General features: G+C 71.8%; 11 protein-coding genes. 1 reads left to right on the top strand and 10 read right to left on the bottom strand.

Going from position 1 to position 13,281, the window contains the following annotated elements; all coding sequences use genetic code 11:
- Window positions 1-72 precede the first annotated feature (72 nt).
- From JW592_RS20605 to JW592_RS20575, 7 genes are all read right to left on the bottom strand, one after another.
- Window positions 73-570: a hypothetical protein gene (locus JW592_RS20605; protein ID WP_209266649.1), complete on the bottom strand. Its 498-nt coding sequence runs from the start codon at window positions 568-570 to the stop codon at window positions 73-75.
- A 48-nt stretch (window positions 571-618) separates the two neighbouring features.
- Window positions 619-2,679 carry an ATP-binding protein gene (locus JW592_RS20600; RefSeq protein WP_209266648.1) on the bottom strand — a complete coding sequence of 687 codons (2,061 nt, stop codon included), beginning with the start codon at window positions 2,677-2,679 and terminating at the stop codon, window positions 619-621.
- 170 nt (window positions 2,680-2,849) lie between these two features.
- The gene (locus JW592_RS20595) at window positions 2,850-3,098 is read right to left on the bottom strand and encodes a DUF397 domain-containing protein (RefSeq protein ID WP_209266647.1); all 249 of its coding nucleotides are present in this window, start codon (window positions 3,096-3,098) and stop codon (window positions 2,850-2,852) included.
- A gap of 145 nt (window positions 3,099-3,243) precedes the next feature.
- Window positions 3,244-4,434 (bottom strand): thiolase family protein, encoded by a 1,191-nt coding sequence (locus JW592_RS20590; RefSeq protein WP_209266646.1) that lies wholly within the window; start codon window positions 4,432-4,434, stop codon window positions 3,244-3,246.
- On the bottom strand, window positions 4,431-5,645 hold the full coding sequence (locus JW592_RS20585; RefSeq protein ID WP_307805484.1) for a thiolase family protein: 1,215 nt from the start codon (window positions 5,643-5,645) through the stop codon (window positions 4,431-4,433). The genes JW592_RS20590 and JW592_RS20585 overlap by 4 nt, the downstream gene beginning before the upstream one ends.
- Window positions 5,642-6,628, bottom strand: coding sequence for a Zn-ribbon domain-containing OB-fold protein (locus JW592_RS20580; RefSeq protein WP_209266644.1), 987 nt, complete (start codon window positions 6,626-6,628; stop codon window positions 5,642-5,644). Before JW592_RS20580 ends, JW592_RS20585 begins: the two co-directional genes overlap by 4 nt.
- Window positions 6,629-6,687: 59 nt before the next feature.
- Complete coding sequence (locus JW592_RS20575) at window positions 6,688-7,488, bottom strand: crotonase/enoyl-CoA hydratase family protein (RefSeq protein WP_209266643.1); 801 nt, start codon at window positions 7,486-7,488, stop codon at window positions 6,688-6,690.
- Between the two features lie 220 nt (window positions 7,489-7,708).
- On the opposite strand from JW592_RS20575, the gene JW592_RS20570 reads away from it, so the two are divergent.
- Window positions 7,709-9,361 carry an acyl-CoA synthetase gene (locus JW592_RS20570; protein WP_209266642.1) on the top strand — a complete coding sequence of 551 codons (1,653 nt, stop codon included), beginning with the start codon at window positions 7,709-7,711 and terminating at the stop codon, window positions 9,359-9,361.
- Window positions 9,362-9,384: 23 nt separating this feature from the next.
- On the opposite strand, the gene JW592_RS20565 is transcribed toward JW592_RS20570, so the two are convergent.
- The 3 genes from JW592_RS20565 to JW592_RS20555 form a co-directional block, all read right to left on the bottom strand.
- Window positions 9,385-10,089 carry an alpha/beta fold hydrolase gene (locus JW592_RS20565; protein WP_209266641.1) on the bottom strand — a complete coding sequence of 235 codons (705 nt, stop codon included), beginning with the start codon at window positions 10,087-10,089 and terminating at the stop codon, window positions 9,385-9,387.
- Window positions 10,090-10,134: 45 nt separating this feature from the next.
- Window positions 10,135-11,562: an amino acid permease gene (locus JW592_RS20560; protein WP_209266640.1), complete on the bottom strand. Its 1,428-nt coding sequence runs from the start codon at window positions 11,560-11,562 to the stop codon at window positions 10,135-10,137.
- A 163-nt stretch (window positions 11,563-11,725) separates the two neighbouring features.
- The gene (locus tag JW592_RS20555) at window positions 11,726-13,279 is read right to left on the bottom strand and encodes an acyl-CoA synthetase (RefSeq protein WP_209266639.1); all 1,554 of its coding nucleotides are present in this window, start codon (window positions 13,277-13,279) and stop codon (window positions 11,726-11,728) included.
- Window positions 13,280-13,281: the final 2 nt, after the last annotated feature.

Below are 13,281 nucleotides of genomic sequence, written 5' to 3'. Positions count from 1 at the left end.
TCGAGCCGGTACGGGCCCGAGGGCGGTCGGCACACCGCGTGCCGGCCGCCCTCGCGGCGTACGGCTACCGGATCACTGCTGGAACATCTCCGCGGGCAGCGGCTTGAGCAGCGCGTACAGGTCGTTGGTGATGGGCCGGTCCCAGCTCGCGATGGTGACCAGCACGCCGTCGCTGCGGTCGAACTGGACGCAGGAGATCCGGTCTTCGGACAACTTGATACGGCGCACGATCAGCAGGTTGTCCTCGTGCATCACCGGGTCGTCCTCCGTGCCGACGACCTCGACGTGCTCGTCGTTCTCCAGCGCGGACAGGAGCTGCGCCACCTCGAACGGGATCTCGCCCTCGGCAACCTCCCGGGCCGGGGAGCCCTCGGGCAGATTCCCGATGATCATCGCCGGGCCGCGGCCGCCGAACAGGTCGTAGCGCAGGAAGACGCCCTGGCAGGTGCCGTCCGGTGCGGGCAGCAGACCGGCCCCGAGATTCCCCGGCCAGTCGGACGGGTCCATGGCCAGGACATCGAAGTCCGGGCCTGCGGGCACGGCGGCGCTGCGGCGGCGGAGGAACGACATGCCGCAATAGTACGTGGCCGCTCGTGATCGCCCCCAGTCAGTGCCCCGTTACCGCGGGGCGACGCGTTCTGCCAGAAGGGTGCGGGCCAGAGCGAGGTGTTCGCCGTGCAGTCCGGCGCGCTCGCAGGCGGCGATGCCCTCCCGTAGAAGCTGCTCGGCGCGGTCGGGTCTGCCGCAGTGCAGGAAGGTGAGAGCGACGAGAGCAGGGGTCTCGCAGCCCCAGGGGTCGTCGGTCCAGGACAGACCCGCCGCGACGGCTTCCTCCGCGTGACGGAGCACCGTGGCGGCCGACTCCCCGCGCCGCAGGGCCTGCCAGGCGCGCAGAGCCGGGTGGGACCGTGCTCCCTCGGTGTCGTCAGCGCCGTGGGTGGCTTCGGTGTCCTCGGTGGCGCCAGTTGCGGGCGCGCGGGCCCCGGCGCATGGGCGGGCTCCGGCGCGGGCGCCGGCCTCGGCCTGGGCGACGGCGTGGGCAGGGGCGTCGGCGTGGGTACGGGCGTCAGTCCCGGCGTTCAGCGCGCGCCACAGGGTCAGCTCGGCGCGCAGCGCCTCCCGCTGGGCGGGTGCGCTCGCGCGGCGGGCCTCCGCTTCCAGCGCCCCCAGCGCCTCCCGTCTGCGCCCCGCGCGGGAGAGCGCCCGCGCCAGGAGGCGGACGGCCGCCAGGCGCAGCTCGGCATCGCAGGCGGGCTCTTCGAGCGCGGCACGCAGCGGGTGCACGGCGGCAGCCGGGGCGCCGGAGCGGAAGGCGGCGGCGGCCAGCTCGTACAGGACGGTGGGCCGGTCGCGCGAGGCGGGCGGCTCCCGCAGGGCACGCCCCAGGCACCGGTAGGCGGCGTCGGGCGCGCCCGCCACCGTGTACTCGTGCGCCGCCCGCCGCAACTGCTCGACGAGGACCAGGTCACCGTCGGGGTGCACCTCCAGCAGGTGGCGCACGGACGAGCCGTACGGGATGCCGGGGTCGGCTGCGAGCGCGGCTGCTGTCTGGCCGTGCAGGGCCGTACGGATGCTCGCGGGTACGGCGCGGTAGATCTCTGCGGCGACGGAGGGATGGACGAAGGAGAGCGGTTCGCCGTCCGCACCACCGTCGGGCACCTCCAGGACCCGCGCCGCGCGGAGCCGGGCCACGGCGCCCCGTGCCGTCTCGCCACGGAGCCCGGCGACGCGCGCCGCGAACAGAAGCGTGGCGTCGGCGCCGAGCACGGCGACGGCCCAGCAGAGCCGTACGCAGTCGGGGCCGAGGTTCTGCAGCCGGTGCTGGAGCTCAGCTTCGGGCGCCGGTGGCGCGAGTCCGGCCAGCCGCGGCACGCTGTGGTAGCGCGGCTCCAGGCCCGCATCCCGTACCTGGTGCAGCAGCTCTGTCACCGCGCGGGGGTTGCCGCCGGTGAGTTTCCGGCACTCTTCGGCGAAGGCGGTGTCGGCGGCCTCGGCGGTGGTGTCCCGGGCGAGCCGGGCGACGGCGTCGGTACTCAGCTCGGTCAGGCCGTACGGCGGCTCCGGCGCCCCGTCCACGGCCGCCCGGAAGGGTGCCGCCTCGGGGCGCAGCTCCTGGGGGTCGTAGCCGAGCGCGCACAGCAGCCCCACTCCGGGAGCGCGCGGCGCGAACCCGGTGAGCCAGGCCAGCGATGCGGGGTCGGCCCAGTGCGCGTCGTCGACGAGGACGGCGAGCGGCCCGTGGCGTACGGCGAGGTGGCCGAAGAGCCGGTCGAGGGCCAGGCGCACTCCGTGCGGGTGCGGCACCACGGTGCTGCCGGGGGCCGGAAGTCCGGCGGCGGGTGCGGCCAGGTCGTACCAACTGCCCAGCTCGGCGCGGAGCTCCCGTTCGTCGAGTGCGGGGCGCAGCGGTGCGAGCAGCCGGCGGACGACGTGGAAGCCGACCTCCTGTTCCTGCTCGCCTCCGCTCGCGTACAGCACGGTGCCGCCGCGTGCGGTGACGTGGGCCGCGGTCTCGCGCAGCAGCGCGGTCTTGCCGAGTCCGGCCGCTCCCGTGAAGGCGAGGAGACCGCCCCTGGACGCCGCCCCGTTGTCTGGTGCTGCGGGGATGCCGGTGCCGCACAGCAGGGTGACGGCGCGCTCGACAGCGGCGAGTTCGGCCTCCCGCTCCAGCAGCGCCACCGTCGCGTCCTCGCCGTCCTCGCCGTTTCGCCGTCCGCCGTCTTTCCGTTGTTCTCGCCGTTCCGGTTCCCGGGCGGATCTCCTCCGGGATGGGCAGAGCTTACGCCCGCGGCCGGTGCCCGTGCGGGCGAAGGACAGAATGCCGTGACGCCGGACGTTGCGTCAGGGCCTCAGGTCAGATCGAACTCGCCCTCGCGCGCCCCGCGCACGAAGGCGCGCCACTCCCCCGGGTCGAAGATGAGCGCGGGCCTGTCGGGCTGGCGACCGTGCCGCATCGCCACGAACCCCTCCACGAAGGCGATCTCGACGTCGCCGGTGCCCCGGCTGCTCGACTGCCACTGTGCCCGGCTCAGATCGAGTTCGGGCTGCCCGATGGTGCTGTCGGCCACGCTGGTGCTCCTCCCGGTCTTCCCGGTCATCGTCCGTCCCGGCGCCACCCTAACCACGGCCCGGGCTGCTGGGACAGGGCGCGGAACGGGGGAAAACGAGGGGATACGCCCCCTCCCGCACCCGCTGTGGCACCGCGGACACGGCACGGGTTCGCAGCACTGTGGCCCGGTGGCGTCAGGTCCCGGGCGGCTCGGTTCCGACCAGCCACATGGCGAAGAACTGCGAGCCGCCCCCGTAGGCGTGTCCGAGCGCCCTGCGCGCCCCCGCGACTTGATGCGCGCCCGCCGCACCGCGCACCTGGAGGGCCGCCTCGGCGAACCGGATCATCCCCGAGGCGCCGATGGGGTTGGTGGACAGCACGCCGCCCGAGGGGTTGACGGGCAGGTCGCCGTCGAGTTCGGTCGCGCCGGACTCGGTCAGCTTCCATCCCTCGCCCTCTTCGGCGAAGCCGAGGTTCTCCAGCCACATCGGCTCGTACCAGGAGAACGGCACATACATCTCCACGGCGTCGATCTCGCGGCGCGGCTCGGTGATGCCCGCCTGCCGGTAGACGTCGGCCGCGCAGTCGCTGCCCGCGCGGGGCGAGACCGCGTCCTTGCCCGCGAAGAGAGTGGGTTCGCTGCGCATGGCACCGCCGTGCACCCAGGCAGGCGGCCGCGGGGCGCGCGCGGCGCCCGCGCGGTCGGTCAGCACCATGGCGCAGGCCCCGTCGGAGGAGGGGCAGGTCTCCGAATAGCGGATGGGGTCCCACAGCATCGGTGAGGAGCGCACCTTCTCCAGGGTGATGTCCTCCTCGTGGAGATGGGCGTACGGGTTCCTCAGCGCGTTGCGGCGGTCCTTGTACGCGACCAGTGCGCCGATGTGGTCGGGTGCCGAAGTGCGGTGCATATAGGCCCGCACGTGCGGAGCGAAGAACCCGCCGGCTCCCGCCAGCAGGGGCTGCTGGAACGGGACGGGCAGCGAGAGGCCCCACATGGCGTTGGACTCGGACTGCTTCTCGAACGCCAGGGTCAGCACGGTGCGGTGCACGCGAGCGGCGACCAGACCGGCGGCCACCAGCGCTGTGCTGCCGCCGACAGAGCCTGCCGTGTGCACCCGCAGCATGGGTTTGCCGACCGCGCCGAGAGCGTCCGCCAGGTACAGCTCGGGCATCATGACGCCCTCGAAGAAGTCGGGGGCCTTTCCGATCACCACGGCGTCGATGTCGGCCCAGCCCAGCTCCGCGTCCTGGAGTGCCCGTGCCGCCGCCTCCCGCACCAGCCCCGCTATGGAGACGTCCCGGCGGGCCGAGACGTGTTTGGTCTGGCCGATGCCGACGACACCGACGGGCTCCTTGCCGCTGCCGGGCCGGGTCTGGCCGCTCATGTGTGGCCCCCTTCGCCTTGGCCTGTACCTGGGCCTTCGCCTGTACCTGGGCCTTCGCCTGTGCCTGTGCCTTGGCCTTGGCCTACACCTTTGCCCCCGCCCCCGCCCTCACTCCCGTCGGATTCCAGGACCGCGACGAGGTTCTGCTGGAGGCAGGGCCCGGAAGTGGCGTGCGCGACAGCACGGCGGGCCTCGCCGCGGGAGACGCGCGCCGCGGCCTCGCCGATCCGCACGAGCCCGGCCGCCATGACAGGGTTGGCCGCCAGCGGGCCGCCCGAGGGGTTGACGACGGTGTCCGCACCGAGCCGCAGCGCCTTGCGCAGGACGACCTCCTGGGAGGTGAAAGGTGCGTGCAGTTCAGCGAGGCCCGGCGGCGGCGCACCGGGGTCGAAGAGTCCGGCGCGCTCGGCGGCCAGCCGCGTGGAGGGCGAGTCGGTGAGGTCGCGTACGCCCAGGCTGTGCGCATCGATCCGGTGGTCCATTCCGCGGATCCAGGCGGGGCGCCGGGCCAGGCGGCGCGCTGTGTCCCCGGCGGCGAGCACGACGGCCGCGGCACCGTCGGTGACGGGCGGTACGTCGTGCAGGCGCAGCGGCATGGCCAGGTAGGCGCTCTCCAGCAGCGCGTCGGCGCCCGGTGAGCCGCCCAGTTGGGCCCAGGGGTTGTCCTCGGCCGCGTTCCTGCTGCGTGCGGCGATCCCGGCCAGTTCCCGCTCGTCGGTCTCGCCGGCGTCCAGCAGGGCGCGGGCCTGGAGGGCGGCGAGCGAGAGGGAGTCGGGCCACAGCGGGGCGACGTAGTAGGGATCGAGCTGCCGGGTGAGGACCTCGGGCAGGTCACCGGCGGAGGACTTGCCGTAGGAGTACACCAGTGCGGTCTCGGCCTCACCGGTGAGGATCTTCACCCATGCCTCGTAGAGCGCCCAGGCGCCGTCCATCTCCACATGTGACTCGGAGATCGGCGGCCAGGCGCCCACCCCGTCAAGCGCCATGGTGAAGGAGAAGGGGCGCCCCGCCAGGTAGTCGCAGGAGCCGGAGCAGGTGAAGTCGATCCCCCCGGCGGACAGTCCCGTCCGGTCGAGCACCTCGCGCAACACCGGCATCAGCATCTCGACCTCGGACAGGTTGTCAGCAGCGCGTACGTGCACCGTCTGCGCGAAGGCGACAACGGCTACGTCGCGGGCGCCCGTTGAACCGTTCACCGCTCCGCCTGTCACAGCAGCTCCTTGTACGTCTCGTAGTCGGCGTCGGGCTCGCCGGTGGGTCGGTAGTGGTCCGGGTAGCGCCCGCTCTCGGCCCATACGGGCTCCACGCGCAGCCCCATGCGCACCTGGTCGTAGGGGATGCCGGCGATCCGGCCGTGCAGCGCGAGCCCGGCGCCGTCCAGTGCGATGTGCGCGTAGACGTACGGCACGTCGATGTCCACGCCCCTGGCCTTGATGTTGACGACGCAGAAGGTGGTGACGGTCCCGCGCGGGCCGACCTCGACCTGTTCGCCCGTGGGCACCCCGCAGGTGGGGCAGGCGCCGCGCGGCGGTACGTACACCTTGTGGCACCGGGGACAACGCTCGCCCAGGGTGCGGTGGGTGGCCAGCGCGTCGAGGTAGCGGCTCTGTGCCCGGCCGGGCGTGTAGGTGTAGTCGAGGCGGGCCGGTGCGACGATCCCGGTGACGGGGTCGGCGAACTCGCCGGTGTGCGGCTCGGGCAGGGTGGCCGGTTCGCGCTCGCCTGCGGGCTCGAAGCTGTCGCCTGCGGGCTCGAAGCAGGCGATGTCCGTGATGGTGCCCGCGCGGTCCGCCGCCCAGCGGATACGGACGCGCATCCCGGTGCTGACCGAGTCGGGTCCTTCCGGCGCGTCCAGTGCGTGCAGAAGGGCGGTGTCGGCCCCGTCCAACCGGACCAGCACCCAGGCGAAGGGGTGCCGCAGGGGCTGGCCTCTGCGCGGGCTGCCGTTCCACGACCAGGTGGTGACGGTGCCTTCCTGTCCGACCTCCACCAGGTCGCGGATCTCCTCGCTGGTGACGGGGTCGTACTCGGTGGGCGGTACGACGACGCGGCCGTCCGACGCCTGGACGCCGAGGACCGTTCGGTCGCGGAGGCCGCTGAGGAAGGCGCTCTGAACGGGGCCGAGGGAGCGGGTGAAAGGGAACTCGACGACGAGGGGTGCGCTGAGGACTCTGGGCGAGGGGACCGCGTTCAAGGGTGGGTGCCTTCCCGTGAGGTGGCTGAGGCTCTGGGGCTGCCGCCGTTGCCCGGCCTTCACTCGCGCCTGAACCGCGGCGTGCGTTTCTGGGCGAAGGCCCGTGCGCCCTCCTTGGCGTCCGCCGTGTCGAAGATGGGCCGGCCCCGTTTCAGCTCGGCGGCCAGGCCCTCCTCTTCGGTCATGGCTGCCGTCTCGTAGACGGATGCCTTCACCGCCTCGACGGCCAGCGGCCCGCAGGCGTTGATCCGTTCCGCCGTCTCCAGGGCCGCGTCCAGCGCTGTGCCGTCCGCCACCACGCGTCCGATCAGCCCGATGCGTGCTGCTTCCTCCGCGCTGTACGGGCGCCCCGTCAGCAGCATCTCCAGCGCGTGCGTCCGGGGGATCTGGCGCGCGAGCCGGACCGTCGAGCCGCCGATGGGGAACAGGCCGCGACGTACCTCGTAGAGACCGAATACGGCGCTCTGCCCGGCCACGCGGATGTCCGTGCCCTGCAGGATCTCCGTTCCGCCCGCCACGCAGTGGCCCTCGACGGCGGCGATCACCGGTTTGCGCGGCCTGTGGTGGCGCAGCATCGCCTTCCAGTGCAGGTCGGGGTCCGCGCGCAGCCGCTCGCGGTAGGTACCGGCTGCCAGGCCGTCGCCGGCGAGGGCCTTGAGGTCCATGCCGGAGCAGAAGGTGCCGCCCGCGCCGGTGAGGACGACGGAGCGGACCGTGTCGTCCGCGTCGGCCTCCAGCCAGCTGTCGTACAGGCCGACGAGCAGCGGCAGCGAGAGGGCGTTCTTCGCCTCGGGACGGTTGAGGGTGAGCACCAGGGTGGCGCCCTCGCGTTCCACGGTCAGATGCTCGGTGCCGCTCATCGCGGTTTCTCCCGTCTGCCGGCCGCCTCGGGACCTGGAACAGGTTGCAGTAAGAGCGCGCGGACTTCAATAGTCTTCTGACGCAGCGTCATATTTTCTCTGCGGTAGCCCTTCCCGTCAGCACCCGCCGGTGCTCTGATGACGCCGGGCGACACGAGCACGTACGGGGGCGCACGCGAGACGAGTACGTACGCCGGGCCGGGGTATGGAGGAGCGCGCCGTGGAGTACAACCTTGCCGATCTGTTCGAGTCGATCGTCGACACCGTCCCCCACCGTGAGGCACTGGTGCACCTGGACCACCCCGGCACCGGCGCCGAGCGCAGGCTCACCTACGTGGAGCTGGACCGGGCGGCCAACCGGCTCGCACACCACCTGACGTACGCAGGCGTCGGGCCCGGCGCGCACGTCGGGCTGCATCTGTACAACGGTGTCGAGTACGTGCAGACGCTGCTGGCCTGTCTGAAGATCCGCGCCGTCCCCGTCAATGTCAACTACCGCTATGTCGCGGACGAACTGGCCTACCTCTACCGGGACGCCGACCTGACCGCGCTCGTCTTCGACGGCGAGTTCACCGACCGGGTGGCCGCCGCAGCGCCGGGCGCCCGGAAACTGCGCCACCTCGTACGCGTGGGCGGCCGACCGCGTGCCCGGCAGCCGGGGCCGGACATCGCGCTCACCGTCGCCCCGATCGGCGTCGCCGAGTTCGCCGAAGCGGAGGCGGCCGGGTCACCGGAGCGGGACTTCGGCCCGCGCTCGCCCGATGACCTGTTCCTCATCTACACCGGTGGCACCACGGGGATGCCCAAAGGAGTGATGTGGCGGGCCGAGGACCTGTTCTTCGCCGGGCTCGGCGGTGGCGCGCCCACCGGCCGGCCGGTCTCCCGCCCCGAGGAACTGGCCGAGCGCGTCGCAACCGGCGGCGAAGGGCTGGTCTTCTTCCCCACTCCCCCGCTGATGCACGGCACCTCGACCCTGACCCTCTTCATCGGGCTCAACTACGGCCAGAAAGTGGTGCTGCACCGCAAGTTCGTCCCCGGGGAGGTGCTGCGCACCATCGAACGCGAGAGGGTCACGGCGGTCTCGCTGGTGGGCGACGCGATGCTGCGCCCCCTGGTGGACGCGCTGGCCGGACCGCTGCGCGGCACCGACTGCTCGTCCCTGCTGGCGGTCTCCAGCTCCGGGGCGATCCTCTCCGAGACGGTGCGGGAGCAGTTCACCGCGCTGCTGCCGCACACCGCGCTCATCAACAACTTCGGTTCCTCCGAGTCCGGGTTCAACGGCACCGCCACAGCCGACTCCGGCCCGGCGAAGGGCTTCCGGATCACCGTCAACGACCGCACGGCCGTCGTGGACCCCGCCACTCGCAGGCCGGTGCGGCCCGGCGAGGCCGGCCGTATCGCGCTGCGCGGGCACGTGCCGCTCGGCTACTACAACGACCCGGACAAGAGCGCGGAGACGTTCTTCCAGGCGGACGGCGCCCGATGGGTGCTGCTCGGCGACATGGCGACCGTCGACGAGGAGGGGGTCGTCACGGTGCTGGGGCGGGGCTCGCAGTGCATCAACACCGGGGGCGAGAAGGTCTACCCGGAGGAGGTCGAGGAAGCCCTCAAGTCGCACCCCGACATCTACGACGCGCTGGTGGCGGGAATCCCCGACGAGCGGTGGGGCCACCGCGTCGCGGCCGTGGTCCAGCCCCGGGCCGCCACTTCCGCGCTGACCGCCGAGGGGGTGCGGGAGCATGCCCGCACCCGGCTCGCCGGTTACAAGGTGCCGCGCACCATCGTCATCACGGAGCAGATTCAGCGCTCTCCCAGTGGCAAGGCCGACTACCGGTGGGCCCGGCGCACGCTGGAGAACCCACGCCCCTCATGACGCCCCGAAGCTCGCGGGGGGGATCAGGACTCTTTCAGGAAGTCCAGGACCGCCCTGGTGAACTCCATCGGCCGGGCCTCATGGACCAGGTGCCCCGCGCCGTCGATGGTGAGGACCCGTGCGTCGGGCATCCGCTCGGCCATCAGCCGCAGGTCCTCCTGCGGAAGATGGCTGCCGTCGCCGCCGCCCACCAGCAGCGTGGGCGCCGTGACGGCCTCGAGCCGCTCCCACCAGCGCGGGTCGGGGTCGTTGCGCTGCCGGGTCCACTGCACCTTGACCTCCCAGTCGAAGGCAGGGGTGCCAGGCGGCGGTTCGGGGACCTCCTGCGGGGGCCGTACGGGCCGCATGGCCCCGGTCTCCTCCAGCACCAGGCGGTCCACCCGCCCGGGGTGCTGCTGGGCGAACAGGTAGGCGACGAAGGACCCGAAGGAGTGGCCGACCAGGATCGCCCTGCCGATGCCGAGCTCGTCCAGGAAGCCGCGCAGGTCGCCGACGAAGTCGTCCATGGCGTAGCTGCCGGGCCAGTCGCTCTCCCCGTGGCCGCGCAGGTCGAGCGCGTGGACGGGGTGCTCCCCCGCGAGCGCCGAGATGAGGGGGCCGCGCCAGTCCTCACCGTCCTCACCGAGACAGTGCAGCAGGACGACGGGGACACCGTCGCCCTCGCCCCAGGAGCGGTAGCTGAGCCGGATGCCGCCCGTGTTGACCGTCTGCGTTCCGTTTTCGCTCATACGGGGGACCGTACCCGCTGTCACCTACCGCTTCCCGGAGGAGGGCTAAAGGGTGTCGTAGGGCCGCCTGGCCAGTTCGGACCTGCGGTAGGAGTAGCCGAAGTACACCACCAGGCCGATGACGAACCACACGGCGAAGCGCAGCCAGGTCTCCGAGGTGAGGTAGGTGGTCAGCCAGAGGGAGAAGACGACGCCGAGCGCGGGGGTGACGGGCATGCCGGGGACCTTGAAGGTGCGCGGCAGGTCGGGGCGGCGGTAGCGCAGGACGATGACCGCGACACAGACCACGACGAAGGCCAGCAGGATGCCGATGTTGGTCAGTTCGGCGGCCTCCTGGATGGGCAGCAGGCCCGCGATGACGGCGGAGACGCCACCCACGATCCAGGTGACGCGCACGGGCACATGCCGGACGGGGTCGGTCTTGGCGAACCACTTGGGCAGCAGCCCGTCGCGGCTCATGGAGAACCACACCCGGGTGACGCCGAGCATGAAGGTGAACATCACGGTGAGGATGCCGATGATCGCGCCGACGGCGATGATGTCGGCGATGCCGCCCAGCCCCACGGACTTGAAGGCGGTGGAGAAGCCGCTGTCGGGGTCGATGTCCTTGTAGTTCTGCATACCGGTCAGCACCAGACAGACAGCGACGTACAGCACCATGGAGATGGCCAGCGAGTAGATGATCGCCTTGGGCATGTGCTTCTGGGCGTCGGTGGACTCCTCGGCCGCCGTGCTCATGGCGTCGTAGCCGAAGACGGCGAAGAAGACGGTGGCGGCGCCGGTGAAGGCGCCCGAGATGCCGAACGGGAAGAACGGGTGCCAGTTGCCGGTCCTGACGTGGAAGACGCCGACGACGATCACCAGCAGGACCACCGCCACCTTGAGGCCCACGACGATCAGCTCGAAGCGGGCCGCGTTCTTGATGCCCCGGGTGAGCAGATAGGCGATCAGCAGGCACAGCACAGCGGCGAACAGATCGACGCGGTGCCCGGCACCGGTCCCCGGCGCGCCCAGCATCCAGGCGGGCAGATCGATGCCGGTCTCGCCGAGCAGGAAGGAGAAGTAGCCGGAGATGCCGATCGCGACCACGGCGACGATGGCCGTGTACTCCAGCAGCAGGTCCCAGCCGATGAACCAGCCGCCGAGTTCACCCAGCACGGCGTAGCCGTAGGTGTAGGCGGAGCCGGCCTTCGGGATGAGCCCGGCGAACTCGGCGTAGGAGAGCGCGGCACAGGCACTGGCCAGTCCGGCGACGAGGAAGGAGATCAGCACGGCGGGGCCCGCCTTGCCGTTGGCGACCGTGCCCGCGAGGCTGAAGACGCCGGCTCCGATGATGCCGCCGACGCCGATCGCGGTCAGGTGACGCAGGCCGAGGGTGCGGGAGAGCCGGGGTCCTGCTCGACCCTCGGTCTCCTCGATGTGCTCGATGGGTTTGCGGCGCAGTACGCCCTCGCCGCTCCAGAGCCCGGCCATGGGGTCCTCCTGACGTCGGCACGTATGACGGCGTCGCCGTGGACGGCACCCACGACGCCCCGTGATCATCATGGCCGCGCCAGGAGGGGGTGAAAAGCGGCCACGAGGTCTGTTCGGGCAACGCTCCAAGACGTACCCGTCTGGTCTCACGCGAGGACGCCGGTCACAGCGGCCGCTCCCGTTCCTTCCAGTACGGTTCCCGCAGTCTGCGCTTGTAGAGCTTGCCGTTGGGGTCGCGGGGCATCTCGTCGGTGAAATCCACCGTTCTGGGGCACTTGTACCCTGCGAGCCGACCGGCGCAGTGCTCCAGGATCTCCGCCGCGAGCCGCGGCCCCGGTATCTGGCCCGGCGCCGGTTCGACCACGGCTTTGACCTCCTCGCCCCAGTCGTCGTGCGGCACCCCGAAGGCGGCGGCGTCCGCCACCGCCGGATGGGTCAGCAGCGCTGCCTCGATCTCGGCCGGGTAGATGTTCACCCCGCCGGAGATGATCATGTCGATCTTGCGGTCGCGCAGGAAGAGATAGCCGTCCTCGTCCAGATACCCCAGGTCACCGACGGTGAAGAAGTCCCCGATCCGGTTCTTGCGGGTCTTCCCCTCGTCCTTGTGGTACGAGAATCCCCCGGTGCTCATCTTCATATGAACGGTGCCCAGCTCGCCGGGGCCGAGCCGGTTGCCGTCGTCGTCGAAGACGGCCAGCTCGCTGATCGGCCAGGCCCTGCCGACCGTGCCGGGCTTCTTCAGCCAGTCCTGCGCGGTGGCGAAAGCGCCACCACCCTCGCTCGCCGCGTAGTACTCCTCCACACAGCCGCCCCACCACTCGATCATGGCCCGCTTCACATGGTCGGGGCAGGGCGCGGCACCGTGGATGGCGTGCCGCATCGAGGAGACGTCGTAGGCGGCGCGCGTCTGTTCAGGCAGCGCGAGGAGCCGGTGGAACTGTGTCGGCACCATATGCGTGTGCGTACAGCGGTGACGGTCGATCAGCCGCAGCATCTCCTCGGGGTCCCACTTGTCCATCACCACGAGCCGGTGCCCGATGTGCAGCGCGGCGGCTGCGAACTGGAGCACGGCGGTGTGGTAGAGGGGCGAGCACACCAGATGGACGTTGTCGTCGAACGGCTTGATGCCGAAGATGCCGAGGAAGCCGCCGAGGTGCGTCTCCTCCGGCCGCTTTCCGGTGAGCGGCCGCCGGATACCGCGTGGGCGGCCGGTGGTGCCCGAGGTGTAGTTCATCACCCAGCCGCTGGTGCGGTCCCGCTCGGCCGGCGGCTCGTCCGGCTGGCCGCCGAGCAGCTCGGCGTACGGGCGGAAGCCGTCGGCCTCCCCCACGCAGTAGCGCCGCGCGTACGGCACCTCCGCCTCGTCGGCAGCAGCCCGCACCGGTTCCGCGAAGCGCGCGTGCGCCAGCAGCACCTTGGCGCCGGAGTCGGAGAGTATCCACGCGATCTCGGGGCCCACCAAGTGGTGGTTGACCGGGACCATGTACAGCCCTGACTGGGCGGCGGCCAGATAGGCGGCGATGAACTGAGGACCGTTGGGCAGTACGGTCGCGAACGCGTCGCCCGCCGCCAGGCCCGCCGCCCGGAGGGCGTGCGTGAGCCGGTTGCACTCCGCGTGCAGCCGGGCGGCCGACCACTGGTCACCGTCCGGCGCGACGAGCACCGTGCGCCTGGGATCACGCCGGGCCTGCGCCCAGAATCCGTTGGGTGCGTCCACCG

This window comes from Streptomyces spirodelae (assembly GCF_017676385.1).
Lineage (GTDB): Bacteria > Actinomycetota > Actinomycetes > Streptomycetales > Streptomycetaceae > Streptomyces > Streptomyces spirodelae.
Note: the sequence above shows the minus strand (reverse complement) of the source record. Positions and strands in the feature narration are given on the sequence as shown.